Genomic DNA, 19124 nt, shown 5'->3' with positions numbered 1-19124 from the left:
AGCTTTAAAATGTCACTTTGATAGTTATTCAGGTGCTCTGTAGCTATATGGCTTTGGTGCGCCTAATGAAGAGGCTGGAACACCCGGAGATGGCGCTTTGTATTCATAGCTACTAGGAGGTGGTGTTTCTTTTTTCACTTCATTGAGTTGCGTTTTCAGCGCATCTTGCTGTGTTTTGACTTGTTGGATTTGGTTAGACAAGTCTTTCAAAGATGATTGAATCGATTTCAATTCAGCATCGTTTTGCGGCGCAGCAGTGGCAGCTTTTCCTACTGTTGCTTTCTTCGAGGCAGAAGCTTTTTGAAGTTGTGCCACAGAGGCTTGCAATGCTTTCATTTGCTTGCCAATGTCTGCAACACGCCATAGGATTGCATTCAACTTCTTAACCTGCGATTCAGTCAGCCCCATAGAAGTGACTTCGATTGGCGCAGTTTTAATAGTGGTCTTGCCGGTGCCAGCAGAAATCTGTTTATCTTCGATTTTTTGCTGTTTAGACAATTCGGCCATCAAAGCATCCAACTTGTCCATTTGTTGTTTCTGCACTTGAGACAAAAGATCTATTTGTTTTTTCAGCTCTGGACCGATTTCAGCCGTAACCGTAGCCGTTGCAGCAGGCGCTTCATGAACTGGTGCAGGCGAAGGAGCGACATGTTGAGGTTCAGGTTTTACTTCTGCTTCTGGTTGAGGCATTGGAGCAGGAGCGGTTTCAGCCGCAGGTGCTCTGTGTTGGTTGCTGGTAATGATAGATTCAACCAACGAAACCATTTGATCAGTTTTCAAAGTCATTTGCTTGTTCAGCAATTCGGTTTGTGTCGAAATAATATCTTCCACCGCTCCTTTCAGAGCTTCATTTTTCTTATGGACGCTGTAGAACAAAAAGCCCATAACGCTGGTTGAAATCACACTGACTATAATCGCAATCACCAACATGATAGTGGCACTGCTTTTCGAAGAGTCCAATTCCTTGTTGATGTTGCGCACAGACTGACGCCATGCCACGTTGGAATCCGCAAGCTCCATTGCCTGACGTTTCTGTTCTTGGGAAAGCTGTACCGCCGCTTCGGTTGCAGATTGACATTGCTCCGCGGCTTGTTGGGCAGTTTTTGCCGACTCCAAAGAAATGGTTGCCGCTTCGATCGCATTAGGGCTATCGCTTTTCGCAAGCGTTTCCTGATTTTCAGTAACGCGTTCCACTTCCGCTTCCATGGTATCCGTGCTGGTTTCTAGCTTATCCAACTCGTCCAGAAGATCGTCCGTGATAGAGTTATTGTCAGCGTTCATGTCAGTTTCACTCATGGCGTGTGCCTTTCTTCATTACTTAAGATTTATTTCGTTAAATCGTTGATTTTTTGTTTTAGCTGTTGGTTACGATGCAATAAGTCATCGTTCTTCGTCCGTAAATCATTCAAAATAGCGCTGATGTCTTGCCCTGAAGCGTTGTAGTCAAGTTGCGCCGTCTCAATATGGTAATTTGCTTTCTTGGCAGCTTCAAAAGCTCTTTCAGTTGCTCTAAAAGTTTCTTCAATTGCTTGTTGCGTACGGTCTGCGGCATCGTGAGCTTTTTTGCTCACTTCTATTGCCAATAGAGTCGCTTCTTTAGCGGTATTAGAAACCTTTTCGGCCAGCTCTTGGATTTCTTCATCCAGCGTCACTGCCTGTTCCATGATTTCGATAGATTGATTTGCCTGTTCAACGGAAGGCGCATTGGCTGATGAAGCTGCAGTGTCTGTCATAGTCAAGTCTTCAGTCGGCGCTTCAGTGGCAACTTCGTCCATTTCAGTCTCATCCACTCCAATCGCTTCAACTTCCGGTAGCATGTCATCCAGTGTTTCAGATTCAGACTCAGCAGACAATTCTTCTTCCATTTCTGGCATCTCTGCAATCGGGCTTTCATCGGTAACTTGGTCGAGAATATCATTAACCTGAGCGCCTTCGGCTTCTGGTTCAAGGTCATCGGCTATTTCATCCAGTAAGTCATCGCTCATATCATCTGTTATGTCGTCGTCCAACGTTACCGGAGTTTCTGCTTCCATTGGCTCAGGAATGTCACCCATTAGGGCTTCCAAGTCTTCAACATCATCTGCGGTAGCTTCTGCTTCTGGAAGGATGTCTTCCAAAGTATCGCCGATTTCATCAAGCAAATCATCGGCGGATTCAGTTGCCGCAAGCAGCTCTTCGCCAGACGTTTCAGGTAGGGCAGTTTCCATTTCTTCGATTTCAGCAACTGTTTCGGGCATAACATCTTCCTCAGGAGATGCTTCCATCTCAGCGGTTTCCATAACATCGTCTAGGTCGACGTTTTCCAGTACATCGTCTTCAACCGGCACAGCTGTTGGTGCATCTTCATCCATCAAGCTGTCACTAACAGCTTCGATGTCTGTATTCACATCGGCTGCTTCTGGTGTTTCTATGGTCAGCTCTGATTCTTCCGTGTCAGTATCAAGTTCATCCAGCATTTCCAACATGGAGGCATCGGCTACTGCTTCGGCATCTTCTGCTGTATCAGCAGAAATGGGCATTTCTTCGTCAACTGTGGCAGGAGCCTCTGTTAGAGGTTCAGGAATGTCAGTGGTAGCAGCTTCAGGAATCTCCACAACATCTTCCGGATCGCTTTCTAGTTCGTCTAGTACGTCAAGAAGGTCATCAGCAGAAGACAGGTCCGAATCTTCAGATGCAACACTTGCCTCAGCACCACCTTCACGGAGCTTGCTCATCATCTCTTCAGCTTGACGAGAGACGCCCGTACCTTCCGTATAAATGTTTTCTTCAGGGATTTCTCCCATCATTTCCAGCATTTCTTTAGTGGCTTGGTCATCTTTTTCCAAATCTACATCTGACATAGGTCTGTCCTTCCTGAGCTTAACACCTTTAATGCGAGCACCTAAGTTACTTTACGCCCAAAACCCTAACTTTTAAAGCCTTAAACATAGGCTATGACGGGCGATTGAGCTTCCTGCTAATTCTAATTGCCAATTCCATAGCATTTTTTGTGCCATTTGAAATAGTGTTCTCGGTTTACCAAAAGTCAGCAGTTTGCTCAAAGACCATCTGTTTTTCGGTGGTTGGATGCCTGAAGCCAAGACGGAACGCGTGCAAATAGAGTCGTGGAAAGGCAAGTTGGTTAGGCAAGTCGGCATAAAGGTTATCGCCGAGGATTGGGTGCCCAAGTTGCTTCATGTGCAAACGCAGTTGGTGTGAGCGTCCAGTGATGGGGGTGAGTAATACTTTAAAATGATTGTCGAGTTGTTCTTCCACTTGCCATAGCGTATGGGCATATTTACCAAGCTTGAAGTCAATCATCTGCAAAGGGCGGTTTTCCCAGTCACAACGCATGGGTTGGCAGACCGAACCTTTTGACATAGAAGGGCGACCAAAACACATTGCCTGATATTGTTTTGAGGTTTCGCGTTGCTCAAACTGCTTGCTGAGGTGTCGGTGTGACTCCGGATTTTTTGCCAGAACCATCAGACCTGACGTGTCCATATCCAGGCGATGAACGATGAGAGCTTTTGGTACTCTTGTCTGAACTTGTGCAACCAGATTTGCTAAAGGATCAGCCTCCCGACCAGGAACGGAGAGTAAACCCGAAGGCTTGTTCACCACCAGAAGTTCATCATCTTCGTAGACTATCCAGCTCTCTGAAAAAGGTATCAACAAAACCGGTGGTTTAGCCGAGGTTCTACCGCCAGATTGTGGCTTAGCAGAGGAGGAGTGAGTCATAGTCTGGGAAGTCTTTTCCAATGTGGTGGTGTGCCCTTGTGGAGGATTATTTTATAGACGATCAAGTTTTGGTTAGAATGTGACTATTTTAACGATTTTGAAAATGAATTTGAGAGTGTTATGAGTCACAAAGTATCTGTTATTTTCGTTTGTCTTGGCAATATTTGCCGTTCACCAACAGCTCACGCAGTGTTTAGGCGCTTGGTGGATGAGGCAGGATTGTCGGATGTGGTGCTAATCGATTCCGCTGGAACGGCGGCCTATCACATTGGTAAGCAGCCTGACGGGCGCTCAATGCAAGTGGCGGAATCCCGGGGCATTCCCATGGCAGATTTACGTGCCAGAAAAGTTGATTTAGGCGACATCATCCAATTTGATTATATTCTGGCAATGGACCGTTCAAATTACATGGATTTGATGCACTTAGCCTTGCCGGAGCATCGTGAGAAGATTCGTATGTTCTTGGATTTTGCACCGGAGTTTGATGAAACGGAAGTACCGGATCCTTACTATGGCGGACCCGCAGGTTTTGACCATGTATTTGATTTGGTGACAGCGGCATCCAAAGGGTTGTTAGACGATATTCGCTCGAACCATCTATAGCCTTTATAGCCTTAAGGTTGGGTGGTAAAAATCTGCCAGGTTGGGTGTTGCTGTAGATAAGGTGAAAACTGCGCCTGCCAAGTCGCATTCAGTGCTTGAAACGCAAGGGACTGAAAGCCATTCTTTAGGTAGAAGTCAGTCAGCTCTGGTTTAGCAAGACACAGGATATTGGCTTGTTCCAGTGTCTCGATGTGGTGGCGGACGGTTTGCAGAAGCTGCGATGCTAACCCTTGGTGGCGATAGTCGGCGGAAACGAACAGACTTCGCAACCAATAGTCGCCGTCTAGTTTGCGAAGCCAAGTTGCACCTACCAATGTTTGTCCGACATCAAGCGTAAACAGCAAATCCTGTCTGCCGGCAGTGGCTTGTCCCTGTTGCTTTAGAAAACGGTTACCCAACAAAAAGTCGGTGTCTTCCGCTAATTGGCAACGAACTTGTTCGGTGGTTTGCTGATGATTGTTCACTGGATTAATGAGACTTATTTTAATTATGGCGAGAGTCTATTGTACAAAATGCCACCGCTTGGAAAACCTCTGTTTATGTTCAGCATTGCCTGAACTGGACAACCAAGTTGAGCTGGCTTTTCTGCAGCATCCGTTGGAGCAAAACCAAGTCAAAGGCACGGCTTGGCTGACCCATGCGAGTTTAAGCCAAAGTCATTTTCTGGTGGGGGAGCAGTTCTCCTCAGATGAGTTAAGCAACCTCATTCACAACAAGCATACATTCTTGCTGTACCCGGCATCAGAAGAAGAGTCCGTGACGACTTATTCCGCAGAACAGGTACGAGAGCAATTTCCGCTAAAAGATTGCCGGGTGCTGATTTTGGATGGTACCTGGAAAAAGACGAGAAAAATGCTCTACCTGAATCCTGAATTGGCGGCATTGCCTAGGATTATGCTTCAACCACAACAGCCGTCTGAATACAGCATCCGTAAACAAAAGAATGCACAAACTCTATCGACTTTAGAGGCGGTGATGGCATTGTTGAGCGAGCTGGAGCAAAGCAAACAGTATCAAGGTTTGCAGAATGTCATGGATGCATTGGTTAGGCAACATCAAGCTTGTGTGGAAACAGGAAAGGGTTTGGAGGGTTGAAGGGTACAAATAAAAAAAGCCCCGCCTAGCATGTGAATTTAGGTGGGGCAAACCTTCGACAGACAACTCATTGCAGAAGACGTAAATAAGGTCGGGGATCTAGGCTAAGTTAAACCAATCCCCCTCGGTAGCTTTCGATCCCCGGATTCGTTTTGACGCCCTTCAAAACAGGGTGGTTCACCTTGTTTAAAGTAACGCCGGATTTTTGATGTCTCAGGTGGTCGGCAACCACGTCCCAAACCGGGCGGCCTTCACCGACGGTTTCGACTTGCCCCCAACCTGAAACTGTATATTTTTTGCTGGCCTCAATCGGCGTACCGTTATCCAGCTGCATATTGCTGATGCGTGACCCCAGAGTCGCATTAGGCTCACAGGTATAATCCAGACCACCAACACGAACCATGTCACCGCCCGATTGCAGATAGGGGTCTTTTTGGAAGATATTTTCGCAAACACCTTCGAGAATATCTTTGATTTGCGCCCCGGTCAGTTCCGATTTATAGCTTTCACCATAAGTCATTGATGTGACATCCATGACGCGCTCCATGGTGATGCTCTGTCCACTCAACACAGAAGAGCCCCATCTAACGCCTGCTGACATTGCAATTTGTGTATCGTGTTCTTCCCGCAGGGCGTTGACGATAATCTGGTCCCAGGAGCCGATAAAGTTACCACGGCGGTATAATTGATCATGCGTCACAGAAAGTTCTTCTTGTAGAATCTGCTCATAGGTTTTCCCTAGACGATCTGGATTGTGAGCATATTTCGGATTACGAGATTCGATGATAGATTGGCTGTATTGCGTTTGTCGCAACTGCTTGATAAAACCATCGGTTTCCTTGTCGGCAACAAGTAGGTTTGAGAACACTGGCAATAGCGTGTAGTTGACCCCTTTCAACTTACCGTTCTGGATATCCAAATCCATGCAGCCTACGAATTTACCGTTTGAACCCGCATTGGTGACATAGCACACGCCGCCTTCAGGGGTTTTGATATTGATGGTTTTCGGAATGCCGTCATGGGTATGCCCACCGAAGATTGCATCGATACCGCTCACACGAGATGCCATTTTGATATCGACATCCATACCATTGTGGGAAATCATCACAATCGCCGCGACTTTCTCGTTCTGGCGAATATGGTCAATATTTTTCTGTAAGGATTCTTCACGTAGCCCGAAAGACCAATCAGGGAAGTTCGCTCTCGGGTTGGCATTGGCCGTTCTCGGGAACGCCTGACCGATAATCGCGATGCGTTCACCGTTGATTTCTTTAATGCTGTATGGCTTGAACGGCAGGGCGTTATCTTCGTCATAAAGACCGATGCCGCCATGCTTTTCAGTCATGTTGCGGTAGGTATCACCAAACAAGGAATCTTCTTTCACGCGGATGTTTTGCGCCAGGAACTCGCCCTTGAAGCGTTTGATATTACTCAGCACTTCATCTTCGTGATAGGTGAATTCCCAGTGTCCGGTCATGATATCCACGCCTAGCAGGTTGGAAGCGTCCACCATGTCTTGTCCGCGTGTCCAAAGTGCAGTCGCCGAACCATGCCACAAATCGCCGCCATCCATTGTCAAAGTGTTCTGTTGACCACCTGCTTGATCGCGCAATTGATCTAAAAGCGTTTTGATGTGGGCAAATCCGCCGACCTTGCCGTATTGTTCAGATGCATCCTGAAAGTTCAGGAAAGTAAAGGCATGCGCCAGAGGGGTGTTTGGTTCGATGTTTAGCTCTTTCAACAATTTATGACCCACGACGTGAGGTAGTTTGTTGTATGCAGGGCCGACGCCTAGGTTAACGTTAGGTTCTCTAAAATAGATTGGATTCAACTGCGCATGGGTATCGGTCAGGTGCAGAATGCGCACCTTACCTTTCATCGGCACTTGGTACATGGAAGCATTCAATGCAGATGAAGACGAATCCACTCTATTTTTGGACATTGCCATTGCAGTCGTCGGTAGCATTCCTGCTGCCGCTGCCATGGACATTATGTGAAGAAACTCACGTCGGTTAAGGCTCATCTTTTGTCACTCTCCTCTGAGTCGGCTCGATGTCTATTTGGTGTGCATCGGCTCTTGATTTGATGAGCAGTTTAAAAAGAGGAGGGTAAAAAAGAAATTGGGAATATCCCGAAATAAATTAGGGTTAACCCTAAGTATCTTGATAAATCAAGGGGATGCGTCATCTCTATTTGCTTCAATCGCCAAGCGAACCAAGTCGGTAACGGTTTTTACCTCCAGTTTTGACATCAGATTCGAGCGATGGACTTCAACGGTTTTGATACTGATGTAAAGCTCGTCAGCAATCAGTTTGTTCGCTTTGCCTTGGAGAATGCCTTGCAATACTTGCTGCTCACGCTTGGAGAGTGAGTCAAAGCGCTTTTGCAATACTTGCGAGCGTTGATGATCCTGCTGCAAGCTGTTGTATTCATGAATTGCCGCCTGTATGCGTTCCAACATGTGTTGGTCGTTATAGGGTTTTTCAATAAAGTCGAAGGCGCCTTCTTTCATAGCACGAATCGCCATGGGAACATCCGCATGTCCGGTGACGATGATGACTGGAAAGTTCGGATCGATTTGTTTGATGGCGAGGTGTAGCTCCATGCCGTTCATTTTCGGCATACGCACATCAAGAATCACACAGCCCGGTAACCCTGTGGTGAACGCATCCAAAAACTCCTGACCATTCTGGTAGAGTTTGGTCGGTAGGTTGACCGACTCCAGTAGCCACTCAAGAGACTCCCGTACCTGTTGGTCATCGTCCACGATATAGACGCAGGGGACATGGTTTGATGTTTGGTTCATCACGTTTTCCTTTTGCTGGTTTCGTATGATGTGGTTACGTGGGGGAGTCTGAAAATAAATTCTGCACCTTGCTCGGTGTTACGCGCATCCAGCCGACTATTGTGGGTTTCGATGATGCTTCTGCAAATGGCAAGCCCTAATCCCATGCCGTCCGGTTTAGTGGAGTGGAAGGCATCGAAGATGTGTTCTATTTCACTGTCTTCGATTCCTGGGCCATTGTCAGCAACAGAAACTTCCACTTGGCCACCGGTAATCGCCAGTGAGACGGTGACGACACGTTTAGTGTAGGGGTTCACGTCTTGAAGTTGTGTTGCTTCGATGGCATTGCGAACCAGGTTGAGTATCACTTGTTCAATCTGCACCTGATCGCCTTTCACCAGCACCGGCCTGTCGGTGCCGACTGACTGTAGGGAAATGGATTGCTGCCCTGATTCGATTTCAAGCAAATCCAATACGCGCTTAATCAAACGCACCAAGTCGAAAGTCTCTTCGCGATGAATCCCCATTTGAACGAAGTCTCTCATCCGACGGATGATTTGAGAGGCCTGATTCAAACTGCCCAAGGAGCGTTCCAAACCTGTCTTCACCGTTGTATCCGAGTGCTCATCCAAACGTCTGAGTGAACCACTGATGTAGTTGATAGATGCTGTCAAAGGCTGATTGATTTCATGTGCCAGACCGGAAGCGATTTCTCCCACCGTGAACAAACGAGTGACTTTACCGAGCTGAGAGCGATATTTTTCACGTTCGTCTTCAATGGCTTGTCTTTCGATACTCGAACCAATCCATTGCGACAAAAGTCTGAGCAACTCTTGGTCTACCTGAGCGATGTTCGGGTTCAACTTGCTGTTGCCAACAAAAGCCAACAGGCAGTGAGGCGTGTTCTCAACCATTACATACAGGCTGATGTAGCATTTGTTGTCCTGTTCGTTTTTTACACATTTGATTTCGCCACTTTCGTTTTTGTCGAAGTGTTGTGGCAGATTGGCGAGAATGTCATCTTCCATTTCTGTATTGCCGTCTGCCACGCACAAATCCAGTTTGTGATGGTTCGACTCCACCTCCTGTGGCGGAATTTTGTATAAAAATGCCGCGTCCATCGCGAAATGGTTACGGGCAAGCTTGATAAGGGCGGTGAGTTTTTCGTGTTGCGTCAATTCCGGATTGACGGTGATTTCGTAGAAGCCCTGCAGTGCCGAGCGGCTTCGGCGCAGTGTTTCTTCAATGGTTTCGCGGGCAATAATATCCTGTTCCAAAGTCTTGTTGACCGACGACAATTCTTTGGTACGTTCGATAACTTCCTGTTCCAAGTTGTCACGATGTTTCGCCAATTCTGATTGTGATGCCGCCAGCTTGCGATTAACACGACTCAACCTTACGGTGAAGAACGTCAGTACCAGAATGAATGTCAGTACCAACAGGGTGACGGATTCATGTTCTTTCAGTATCTGTTTCAGGCTGACTTCTTTGGATGGCGCATAAGGCGGTAGTTTCAATGCCTGTAACAAACCGTTTACTGTTGTCAGGTCAGCGGCTTGTGTCCAGCCGTAAAAAGGGTCATAGTCGAGTGTTGACTCATGTTTCGGCATGCCCTTTAACGTGATGGCAACCTGACGAGCCAGAGCGATATCTGTGTGATTCAGCTTCACCATAGACCAGTTAGGGTAAAGCATGCTGCTGCTATGCAGAGGGAGATAGTTCGGCGTGTCTTGCGAATGGATAATTTTGATTTTCCCGGGTTTCAGTTCTTTGTCGGCAATCATGTTTTCCAAAATACCGGAGCGGACAATACCGATATCCGCTTCATCATTCACAATCGCTTTGACGATGTTTTTTTGCGAACCATTGGTGAACAGCATTTCAAAAAAGTCTTTTTCCGGCGACAAGCCGGCAAGCAACAACTCACGCTCGATAATCTGATAACCATCGAACTCCGAGGGAGACACCGCCATCACACTTTGGTTCTTGAGGTCAGACAAGCGTTTGAGTTTGTTTCTATCGGCACGGGCAATCAGTACCGCGCCCAAGTAACTCGAAACCTGAGTTTGATAACGCGTCTGCAAGGTGGCGATAGGGCGGGCGTCTTCCGACTTTTGCAAAGCGACGATATTTGCCGGGTTGGTGATGACGAATGACAGTTGTTGTTTTTCGATGGCTTGGTTTAAACACTCCGGTCCCATCAGCTTGATGGTGAAGTTATAGCCGGGAATGTTATGCGATAGATACTGTGCCGTCTTTGACCAGAAAGCATCTTCCTCGGGGTCATGGTGTTGGTTGAGCACACCAATCGAAACTGTTTGTGCGGCAGCCATGCCGGAAGCAAAGCTCAAGAAGGCAAAGACAAAACATCGAAGTGTGAAAGAAAAGTTCAATGGGCGCATGTATCTAAATCGGGGTTCCAAAAATGTTATTTTTTCTATATTACTCAAATTAATTCGACAGTATGAACAAGATTCTGCAAAACGATTTGGTTTAAACTTACGCTATCGTTTTGAATTTTTTGTACGAACAACCACGAGACAAAAGAAAAATATGACTAATAAAAATCGTATCCAAAACCAAACCGCAGTCGTTACAGGAGCTACCTCCGGCATCGGTCAGGCATGTGCTTTCGCCCTTGCGGAGCAGGGCGTGAATTTGATTTTAATGGCGCGCCGGGCAGAGCGTTTGGCGGCGTTGAAAGATGAATTGTCCCAGTATCCGGTGACGGTGGAAACCTATGTACTGGATGTCCGAGAGCTGGACAAGATCAACGAAGTGTTTGCCGATGTTGATGCTAAGCACAAGGTCGATATCCTCATCAATAATGCAGGGTTGGCGTTGGGATTGGGCAATATCGACGAAGGCAGAATCGAGCAATGGGAGCAGATGATTGACACCAACATCAAAGGACTGCTTTATGTCAGCCGTGCGGTCATTCCGAAAATGCGTGAGCAGAATTCCGGGCATATCGTCAATATTGGCAGTATGGCGGGCGGCATCACCTATCCGGGCGGTAATGTCTATTGTGCTTCCAAGTCTGCGGTACATACCTTGAGTGAGGCGATGAACTTGGATTTGGTCGGTACCAATATCCGCGTGTCCAATGTCGCACCGGGTGCGGCAAATACCGAGTTTTCCAAAGTACGTTTTGACGGCAATGAAACCCAAGCGGATGCGGTTTATGAAGGCTTTACCCCGCTTGGCGCCGAAGATATTGCCGATTTGATTGTCTATATTTTGAATGCACCGGCACATGTCAATATTCAGCATACACTGGTGATGCCAACCGCTCAGCGAAGCCCTACGGTATTGCACCGAGACCAATAATTAAAATCTGCCAGGTTGGGGGTGTCCTTTAATTTGGCAGTATTTAGCATTTCGCGCGCAAAAATCGGTACGCTTTAAGATAAATGTTATTTATCTGTCATTTTGTTTTCATACGGTGTTTTTAAACTAGCGAAACTTATTTGTTTCACTGGGATGTGTCATGAAAACTTCATTGCTTTATCGTTCAATTTTATCGGTTATTGTTGTCGGTGGTCTGGGCGCTTTAAGTGCTTGTAGTCAGCAGCCAACCAAACCAAGTTCACAAAAACCAGCTAGGTTATCAGTCGATTTTCAGCCAATTGCGCCTGCGGTCACACAGCAGGAAAAAGATGAAATCCGTTCGGTGAAAAAAGTCACGATCAACGGTCAAGAGCAAGCGATTGATTATCATCGTTTGATGCAAACCGGTCAGCAAGACAATGGTGAAACTTTCGGTGTGGTGAAGGATTATCAGGACAAGGTTATTCGTGAAGCCGACGGTTCTGCGTATCTATGTAACGGTACGGACACTGGCGAAGGTTCTGGTTTGGACCATGTGTCGATTCTACAAAAGAATGAAAACTTGTATATGGTGTCACAATTCGAGTGTGGTCCAGGGGCGATGTACGTCAACCAACTGGAGCAATCTAAAGATGGTCACTTGAGCTTGAAGCCAAACAGCTTGCAGTTCATCAGCCAAAAAGAAGATTTTGGTGGTTGGGTACACTGTGCGGGTGTCACTACGCCTTGGCAGTCACATTTGGGATCGGAAGAATATGAGCCGGATGCCAACCCAAAAGCGCCTAAGCCATACCAAAGCAACCGTTATTATCAGTCAGTCGGTGAGTTCTACTGGCACGGTGACATTCTGAAAAACAACCCATATTTCTACGGTTGGACGCCTGAAGTTTCTATTGATGACAAGGGTCAACCCCAGTACACCAAACATTACAGCATGGGGCGTTTCGCGCATGAGTTGGCGTATGTCATGCCAGACAACCGTACGGTTTATTTGTCTGATGATGGTGCGAATGTTGGTTTCTTCATGTTCGTTGCTGACAAAACGCAGGATTTGAGCGCGGGAACACTTTATGCCGCCAAGTGGCATCAAACTTGGTCGAAAGGGTTAGGTGCTGCACAAATCGAATGGATTTCACTAGGGCATGCGGATAACAAAACCGTGAAAGATTTTGTTGCCACCAAGCCTCATTTTGATGACATCTTCGAGACAGCAAAACCGAAAGGTGATTCTTGTCCGACAGGATTCCAATCCGTCAATGCATCCGCCGGACATGAGTGTTTGAAACTGATGGACGTCAACAAAGACGGTAAAGTCGATGCAGCAGATGAAATGATCGCCAGCCGCTTGGAAACACGTCGTATGGCTGCTTACAAAGGTGCGACGGTCGAGTTCAACAAGGAAGAAGGTATCACTTTCAACCCTGATGACAACAAACTATATGTTGCTATGTCGCAAGTACGTGAAGGTATGGAGAACTTCGCTAAGAAAGGGAAGTCGAAAGATACTTATGACATCGGTGGACCAAACGATATCCAGTTGGCTTACAACTTCTGTGGCGGTGTTTATCAGTCGGATGTCGCTAAAGACGAAAAAATCGGTTCTGACTATGTTGTGAAAAACATGGTTGGTTTGTTGGAAGGCACGCCTAAGAGCTATAAAGGGACAGAGTACGAAGGTAACAAGTGTGACATCAACGGTGTTGCCAACCCAGATAACCTGACTTACCTACCAGGCGCGCATTTGTTGGTGGTGGGTGAAGACACCAGCAAACATCCAAATGACATGGTTTGGGCTTATCACACCAAGTCGGATGAAATGCAACGTATCTTCACAGTGCCTTTCGGTGCGGAAACCACTTCGCCTTACTGGTACAAAGACATCAATGGATTTGGTTATCTGACGATGACTACGCAACACCCATTCGGTGAAGTGAAAAAAGACTATGTTCGCCCAGCAGGTGTTGATACCAAAACTGAAGCCGGTTATATCGGACCATTCAAGTTCAGTACTCAACCTAAATAATGCAATCGGGTTTTATTGTTAGTCCAAGAGTCGGTCTTGTGTTCAAGGCCGGCTTTTTGTTTTTTGGGTTATTGGTGAATAGCGCTGCAAACGCATCCACTCAACCGATTGATGTGCTAGGGCGTTATATCCCGCCGCAGTGCTATACACAGACAGAACACAAAGTTAGCACCGGGCAAGTCGCTCGCGTGCATAACCCCTGTTTTGCCTGTCATACTCAAAGTCTCGCGCCCAATTTTGCGGATGATGCCGACTTACAACTGAGTTATGACTTTCCCGCATCCATGCGACGTAATCCATGGTCAAACCTGTTTAAGGATAGGCGACCTCAGATTGCTAAGATTTCCAATCAGCAAATCGTCAGTTATATCCAACAAAACAACTACCAACATCAGGGCAAGTTGCTGTTGGATGAAAAGCTGACATCTCATTTACCCAAAGCCTGGGATGTCAATCAGGATGGTCGCTGGAACGGCTATCTGCCGGATGCCTACTTTCACTTTGATCACCAAGGGTTTGATAAAGCGCCGGATGGCAAACTGACTGGATGGCGAGCCTTTGGTTACCGACCTTTTATGGGCGCCTTCTGGCCGACTAACGGCAGTACCGATGATGTGTTGATTCGTCTTTCGACGTCCTTTCAGCAAGATGAAAGAGGGCAGTTCAGTTTAGCCGTTTATAAACTCAATCTCGCCATTGTCGAGGCGATGATTCAACGCCGTGATGTGCCCATTTCTCCCGTAGATGAAGCACACTATGGCGTAGATTTAAACCGCAACGGCAAACTCGATATTGCCGATAAAGTGGTTTACCGCTGGGCACCGCTCAAAGGTCAAAATATGTCTTATGTCGGGCAAGCCAAAGCATTGCAGCAGGCGGGCGAACTTCATTTAGCGGCAGGCTTGTACCCGGAAGGTACTGAGTTTTTGCACACCGTGCGATACATCGCTTTCGATCAAGCGGGAGAGGTAGTTTTGTCTCCACGCATGAAAGAAGTGCGTTATGCCCGTAAAGTCGCGTGGAATACTTACTTTCAACTGCGCAACGCCGCCATGTCAGAAACCAAAGAGGCGGATGACTTTCCTGAGCGTTTGCGTCGTGTGCAAGGCAATGAAGAAACCGGTTTATACAACGGACAAGGTTGGGTGTATCAAGGGTTTATTGAAGACAAGCAAGGCGCATTACGCCCGCAAACTTATCAAGAAACTTTGTCGTGTATCGGTTGTCATTCCGGCATTGGTGCGACCACGGACAGTAGTTTTGCCTTCCCCAGAAAGTTGGATGAAAGTCACTTTCAACAAGGTTGGTTTCATGCTTCTCAGCACAGCCTAAAAAACGTTGCGGACAAGCTGGTTAAAGTGGATGGCAAAGCAATCGGTGAGTTTGCCAATTATCTGCTACAAAACCATTCGGGCAATGAGTTCCGAGACAATAGTGAGGTGGAAGCCAAGTTTTTCGACAAGAACGGGCAGCTCAAACCACAGGCAAAAAACCATTTAGAGAAAGACATTACCTACTTGCTTTGGCCTAGCCAACAACGCGCCATGCAACTTAATAAAGCCTATAAAGTGATTGTGGATGAGCAGAGTTTTGCAAGAGGGCGGGAGGCACATATTGCTCCCCTAGATAAAACGGTTTATCAGCAAGTGAAAGAAGGTCAAACGACTGGACTTCAGCAAGCGGTGAAAGTTGAGGCGGTTAAATAATAAAAATCTACCAGGTTGGGGGAGCAACTGAAACCGTCTTTGATTAAGTCGCCCCGAAATAGATTTTTGTCTTCCTGTATTTTTCTTCTTTGGGCGCCTTGTTACTTTCTTGCGTTGCCAAGAAAGTAACCAAAGAAGGCAACCCTGAAAATTCCCCGATACTTCTAAACTCGTTCCCGCAAAATGGCGAACTCGCTTCGCTCAAACAGCGCCATTTTTAACGCGCTCACTTCGTTAAGAAGTAGGGCGGTTAATTTTCAAAGGGACTAAAACCTGCCAGTACGATCTTTCAGAAGTGATCAAGGCGAAACCTTTGAAGATGAAGAATGGTTCAAGTCGTAGCAAAGAAATTTGTTTTCATGCTCAAATTTTTCTTTATCTATTTGAGGCTCTCCAAATTCTTTTTCATCTTTATGTAAGAAGCTAGGAGGATCATATTTAAAGTCGTAATAAGATGGGTTGCATCTTATGATTGCAATAAGTGCCTCAAGGTAACTTTTTTGCATATTGAAGCGATATTGGTTTTCTTTATAGTTTTTTGCCAAGTCACCCCATGTAGAGTTTTCAGGAAGCTTTTTCCAAGAAATATTGACGGTTAGTAAATCCGCTGGCATGGTCGGTTTTCGCAATTCTATAAGGTTATCAATTTGTTTCTTCGTAAATAAATATGATTCTTTTGGGTCATTAAAATCATTTAATTGAGGCATCAAAGAAATTCCTGATTTCTGTTCAATAACTTTTTTTGACCATTGTTTCAGTTCTTCATTTGCTGTAGAGGAGTTTTGATAGGCACTTACAGCAATTTCCAACTCTTTTGAATTATTCGTTGAACTAGTTGCATACCATGTTCCGAAGATAGAGGTAATGGCTGTAATGATTACAGATATAATTGTTACCCTATGGTTTGATTTTTCATGAGGTGGAGGGCTGGTTTTATCTGTCTGCTTGTTAGTCATTGCTTATTCCAACATAAAATCATTCTTCTAAATTAATTGTGGGAAAAACTACAGGAAAAAGCCTGTTTTTTTATAGATAGCTACGTAGTTGGTTACTTTTTCTGCGCAGTTGCCAACATTTCCTTAGCATGATTCCTCGTATTCTCAGTAATGGTCATACCCCCCAGCATTCTCGCTAGTTCTTCAATGCGTTCCGCTTCACCCAATTCAGTCACTTGCGTAGTGGTTTGCTCGCCATCCGTTGATTTGGCAATGTTCAAGTGTTGGTTTCCATAAGCCGCTACTTGCGCCAAGTGAGTGATGGACAGGATTTGTCTGTGTTTACCCAGTTGTTGCATCTTCTGCCCAACCACTTCGGCAATACCGCCGCCGATACCGACATCCACTTCATCGAAAATCAAAGTCGGTAAGCTGGCGACCTCGGCACTGGCAACTTGTATTGCCAAGCTGATACGTGAGAGTTCACCACCGGAAGCGACCTTAGCCAAAGGTTGTAAAGGTTGCCCTTTGTTTGCAGTGACGAGGAAATTAACGGTATCTGACCCTGTAGCACTCGGTTTGTCACTAGGGGTAATCTCGATTTTGAACTGACCGTTTTCCATGCCAAGGGTTTTCATGGCATCTGTTACGGTATCACCAAGTTGCTTACCAGAAGTGCCGCGAGATTTGGTGAGGGCATCTGCTGCTTTTTGGTAGGCGGCTTCGGCTTGCTCAATCTCTGCCTTCAAACTTTCCAATGAGGCATCTGAGTCTTCTAGCTCTGCAAGTGCCTCGCGGATTTGTTGGTGCTTGTCGACCAACTCTTGTGGCTCGAGCGTGTAGCGCTTTGCCAAGCCGAACAGCTCGGATAGGCGTTCATCCACTGCTTGTAAACGTGCCGGATCAAGGTCGATATGGTGGTCTTGTGCTTGAATGTCATTGGCAGCTTCTTGGGCGTCTATCAACAAGGAGTTGAGTTGCTCGGTAATCTTTTCCAAGGTAGGGCTGTATTCGGCAACAGACTCCAATGCGTGAATGGCACTGCTGAGTTTTTCGGTGACGCCTTCTTCGCCCTCAATCAGTTCGTAGGCGTTGTACACAGCTTGCTTGATTTCACTGGCATGCGCCAAGCCGTTTTGTTCTTCTGCCAAGGCGTCGTATTCGTCTGCGACGGGCATGACTTTGTCGAATTCTTTGAGCTGGAAGTTGAGCAGGTCTAGCTGGCTTTGTCTGTCGCTTTGTTGCTCATGCAGGGTTTTATAGCGCTTTTTGAGGCTTTGCCATTGTTGATAGGTTTGTTGCGTGCCTTCCAATAGTTTTGGATGGTTGGCGTAGGCATCCAACAGTTCAAGTTGTTTATTGCTGTGAAGCAGGGATTGATGTTCATGTTGACCGTGAATATCGATCAATAAATCACTCAACCCTTTCAATTGAGAAATCGACGCAGGCAATCCATTGATATAGGCTTTTGAACGCCCCTCGGAGGTGAGGGTTCTTCTTAGCAGGCAGTTGCCTTCGTCGTCGAATTCATTGTCCGCCAACCACGCTTGTACTTGAGGAAGACCTTGTACCTCAAAGTCGGCCGTGATGTCTGCTCTTGGGGTGCCGTGACGCACCAAGCCGCTGTCTGCACGCTCACCGAGTGCTAAACCCAGTGCATCCAAGAGAATGGATTTACCCGCGCCGGTTTCCCCGGTAAGGGTGGTAAAACCGGAGTGGAAATCCAATGACAGTTTTTCAATCAGGGCAAGGTTTTGAATGGTGAGTGTTTGCAGCATAAATCTTCAAATTAGAAAGTTATAAGTGTCTCAATAAATGTCATTGCACAATGGCGTCATCTAGAGTTTTTACCTAGAGCTTTTGGCCCCAGTTCAGCTTGGCTCTCAGCAACTCATAGTGATCGTGGTCTTTAGGGTGAACCATTTTGATGAATTTTGGATGACGTGTCACGATGGTTTCGTGTTTTGCACCAATCAAAAAGGACACCTGACCATCACAGATAATGGATGCCGTGCCATTGCAGTTGTCATGGGGTTTGATGCGAATACGGCTGTTACCGCCAACCACTACCGGACGATGACTCATGGTGTGCGGATTGATGGAAACCAAGGTCATGACGTCTAGCCCCGGATCAACAATTGGCCCGCCGGCAGAAAGCGAATAAGCTGTTGAACCGGTTGGGGTAGAGATAATCAATCCATCCGAGCGTTGGCTACTGAAAAAACGGTCATCAATGAAGGTTTCGAACTCGACCATACGAGGGGAGTCATTTTTGTGTAGCACCACGTCATTGAAGGCTACTTCTTCAAAGAGTAGTTTGCCGTCCAAATGAATTTGCACATGCAACATGATGCGTTCTTCACACTTGTAGTCGTCCGCCAACACTTCGTTGAGGGTATAGATCATCCAGTCTGGAGAAACGTCGGTGAGAAAGCCTAGGCGGCCGAGGTTGATGCCGAGAATCGGAACTTCAAAATCGACAATGGTACGGGCAACATCCAGAAAAGTACCGTCTCCGCCGACCACAACGGCGAAGTCAATTTCCTTGAGCATGTCTTCGCGCTGAAGTTTTTCAATGCCATAGCGCTCCACAGGAAAGTCTTTACAACTATGTGCATCAAGAATGACGCGTTTTTCTTTTTCCTGAAAATAGAGAATCAGCTTATCAATCAGTTCCCAGGATTGAATGCCATTGTATTTTCCGAAGATGCCGATTTTATTAAACATTTGATGTTAACCCGAGTATCCGTTTTAATGTGTCATCGCCGAATTCCGTGCAGTTTCATTTTGCCGGATTTGGCTGGGGTTTTTCATTATGATTTGGATGATTTTAGCTTGAAAATGAAAAAATCGCTTCCATAATATGGTTAATTAACGCAAAAAACATTTCCCCCTATGAACTTTAACGAACGATCTGAACTTTTGTT

The 19124-nt window shown here is 46.3% G+C and carries 15 protein-coding genes; 5 read left to right on the top strand and 10 right to left on the bottom strand.

The window, feature by feature from the left end:
- Positions 1 to 24 precede the first annotated feature (24 nt).
- The 3 genes from HVMH_RS08760 to HVMH_RS08750 all read right to left on the bottom strand — a co-directional run bounded on the left by HVMH_RS08760 (position 25) and on the right by HVMH_RS08750 (position 3720).
- The gene (locus HVMH_RS08760; protein WP_029910127.1) at positions 25 to 1296 is read right to left on the bottom strand and encodes a hypothetical protein; all 1272 of its coding nucleotides are present in this window, start codon (positions 1294 to 1296) and stop codon (positions 25 to 27) included.
- A gap of 29 nt (positions 1297 to 1325) precedes the next feature.
- The gene (locus tag HVMH_RS08755) at positions 1326 to 2840 is read right to left on the bottom strand and encodes a hypothetical protein (protein ID WP_029910124.1); all 1515 of its coding nucleotides are present in this window, start codon (positions 2838 to 2840) and stop codon (positions 1326 to 1328) included.
- Positions 2841 to 3015: 175 nt separating this feature from the next.
- The gene (locus HVMH_RS08750; RefSeq protein WP_081822714.1) at positions 3016 to 3720 is read right to left on the bottom strand and encodes an RluA family pseudouridine synthase; all 705 of its coding nucleotides are present in this window, start codon (positions 3718 to 3720) and stop codon (positions 3016 to 3018) included.
- A 120-nt stretch (positions 3721 to 3840) separates the two neighbouring features.
- Here HVMH_RS08750 and HVMH_RS08745 point away from each other — a divergent pair, with 120 nt between their 5' ends.
- A complete protein-coding gene (locus HVMH_RS08745) occupies positions 3841 to 4323 on the top strand; it encodes a low molecular weight protein-tyrosine-phosphatase (RefSeq protein ID WP_029910120.1) in 483 nt (160 codons plus the stop codon).
- An 11-nt stretch (positions 4324 to 4334) separates the two neighbouring features.
- Here the strand turns inward: HVMH_RS08745 and HVMH_RS08740 are convergent, their stop codons facing one another.
- A complete protein-coding gene (locus tag HVMH_RS08740) occupies positions 4335 to 4787 on the bottom strand; it encodes a GNAT family N-acetyltransferase (RefSeq protein WP_029910118.1) in 453 nt (150 codons plus the stop codon).
- Positions 4788 to 4794: 7 nt separating this feature from the next.
- On the opposite strand from HVMH_RS08740, the gene HVMH_RS08735 reads away from it, so the two are divergent.
- A complete protein-coding gene (locus tag HVMH_RS08735; RefSeq protein ID WP_081822712.1) occupies positions 4795 to 5418 on the top strand; it encodes a tRNA-uridine aminocarboxypropyltransferase in 624 nt (207 codons plus the stop codon).
- Between the two features lie 109 nt (positions 5419 to 5527).
- Here HVMH_RS08735 and HVMH_RS08730 read toward each other — a convergent pair whose 3' ends face one another.
- The 3 genes from HVMH_RS08730 to HVMH_RS08720 form a co-directional block, all read right to left on the bottom strand.
- Entirely contained in the window at positions 5528 to 7441 is a 1914-nt protein-coding gene (locus HVMH_RS08730; RefSeq protein ID WP_029910114.1) for a 5'-nucleotidase C-terminal domain-containing protein, read from the bottom strand.
- 147 nt (positions 7442 to 7588) lie between these two features.
- Positions 7589 to 8224, bottom strand: coding sequence for a response regulator transcription factor (locus tag HVMH_RS08725; RefSeq protein ID WP_029910112.1), 636 nt, complete (start codon positions 8222 to 8224; stop codon positions 7589 to 7591).
- On the bottom strand, positions 8224 to 10605 hold the full coding sequence (locus HVMH_RS08720) for a sensor histidine kinase (protein ID WP_051623015.1): 2382 nt from the start codon (positions 10603 to 10605) through the stop codon (positions 8224 to 8226). Before HVMH_RS08720 ends, HVMH_RS08725 begins: the two co-directional genes overlap by 1 nt.
- Positions 10606 to 10756: 151 nt before the next feature.
- On the opposite strand from HVMH_RS08720, the gene HVMH_RS08715 reads away from it, so the two are divergent.
- The 3 genes from HVMH_RS08715 (at position 10757) to HVMH_RS08705 (ending at position 15262) form a co-directional block, all read left to right on the top strand.
- Positions 10757 to 11533, top strand: a complete 777-nt coding sequence (locus tag HVMH_RS08715) for an SDR family NAD(P)-dependent oxidoreductase (RefSeq protein WP_029910091.1) — start codon at positions 10757 to 10759, stop codon at positions 11531 to 11533.
- A 160-nt stretch (positions 11534 to 11693) separates the two neighbouring features.
- A complete protein-coding gene (locus HVMH_RS08710; protein WP_029910089.1) occupies positions 11694 to 13556 on the top strand; it encodes an alkaline phosphatase PhoX in 1863 nt (620 codons plus the stop codon).
- A 38-nt stretch (positions 13557 to 13594) separates the two neighbouring features.
- The gene (locus tag HVMH_RS08705) at positions 13595 to 15262 is read left to right on the top strand and encodes a hypothetical protein (RefSeq protein WP_051623014.1); all 1668 of its coding nucleotides are present in this window, start codon (positions 13595 to 13597) and stop codon (positions 15260 to 15262) included.
- 299 nt (positions 15263 to 15561) lie between these two features.
- Here HVMH_RS08705 and HVMH_RS08700 read toward each other — a convergent pair whose 3' ends face one another.
- From HVMH_RS08700 to HVMH_RS08690, 3 genes are all read right to left on the bottom strand, one after another.
- Complete coding sequence (locus tag HVMH_RS08700; RefSeq protein WP_029910083.1) at positions 15562 to 16218, bottom strand: hypothetical protein; 657 nt, start codon at positions 16216 to 16218, stop codon at positions 15562 to 15564.
- Positions 16219 to 16310: 92 nt separating this feature from the next.
- Positions 16311 to 17975 carry a DNA repair protein RecN gene (gene recN, locus HVMH_RS08695; RefSeq protein WP_029910080.1) on the bottom strand — a complete coding sequence of 555 codons (1665 nt, stop codon included), beginning with the start codon at positions 17973 to 17975 and terminating at the stop codon, positions 16311 to 16313.
- A gap of 73 nt (positions 17976 to 18048) precedes the next feature.
- Positions 18049 to 18924: an NAD(+) kinase gene (locus HVMH_RS08690; protein ID WP_029910076.1), complete on the bottom strand. Its 876-nt coding sequence runs from the start codon at positions 18922 to 18924 to the stop codon at positions 18049 to 18051.
- Between the last annotated feature and the right edge of the window lie 200 nt (positions 18925 to 19124).

The organism is Hydrogenovibrio marinus (assembly GCF_013340845.1).
Lineage (GTDB): Bacteria > Pseudomonadota > Gammaproteobacteria > Thiomicrospirales > Thiomicrospiraceae > Hydrogenovibrio > Hydrogenovibrio marinus.
Note: the sequence above shows the minus strand (reverse complement) of the source record. Positions and strands in the feature narration are given on the sequence as shown.

What these genes read in the sequence shown, in the direction of transcription:
- HVMH_RS08715 (WP_029910091.1), top strand. Translation starts at nt 10,757, where the DNA reads ATGACTAATAAAAATCGTATCCAAAACCAAACCGCAGTCGTTACAGGA.
- HVMH_RS08750 (WP_081822714.1), bottom strand. Translation starts at nt 3,720, where the DNA reads ATGACTCACTCCTCCTCTGCTAAGCCACAATCTGGCGGTAGAACCTCG.
- HVMH_RS08720 (WP_051623015.1), bottom strand. Translation starts at nt 10,605, where the DNA reads ATGCGCCCATTGAACTTTTCTTTCACACTTCGATGTTTTGTCTTTGCC.
- HVMH_RS08690 (WP_029910076.1), bottom strand. Translation starts at nt 18,924, where the DNA reads ATGTTTAATAAAATCGGCATCTTCGGAAAATACAATGGCATTCAATCC.
- HVMH_RS08725 (WP_029910112.1), bottom strand. Translation starts at nt 8,224, where the DNA reads ATGAACCAAACATCAAACCATGTCCCCTGCGTCTATATCGTGGACGAT.
- HVMH_RS08730 (WP_029910114.1), bottom strand. Translation starts at nt 7,441, where the DNA reads ATGAGCCTTAACCGACGTGAGTTTCTTCACATAATGTCCATGGCAGCG.
- HVMH_RS08745 (WP_029910120.1), top strand. Translation starts at nt 3,841, where the DNA reads ATGAGTCACAAAGTATCTGTTATTTTCGTTTGTCTTGGCAATATTTGC.
- HVMH_RS08700 (WP_029910083.1), bottom strand. Translation starts at nt 16,218, where the DNA reads ATGACTAACAAGCAGACAGATAAAACCAGCCCTCCACCTCATGAAAAA.
- HVMH_RS08760 (WP_029910127.1), bottom strand. Translation starts at nt 1,296, where the DNA reads ATGAGTGAAACTGACATGAACGCTGACAATAACTCTATCACGGACGAT.
- HVMH_RS08755 (WP_029910124.1), bottom strand. Translation starts at nt 2,840, where the DNA reads ATGTCAGATGTAGATTTGGAAAAAGATGACCAAGCCACTAAAGAAATG.
- HVMH_RS08735 (WP_081822712.1), top strand. Translation starts at nt 4,795, where the DNA reads ATGAGACTTATTTTAATTATGGCGAGAGTCTATTGTACAAAATGCCAC.
- HVMH_RS08710 (WP_029910089.1), top strand. Translation starts at nt 11,694, where the DNA reads ATGAAAACTTCATTGCTTTATCGTTCAATTTTATCGGTTATTGTTGTC.
- recN (WP_029910080.1), bottom strand. Translation starts at nt 17,975, where the DNA reads ATGCTGCAAACACTCACCATTCAAAACCTTGCCCTGATTGAAAAACTG.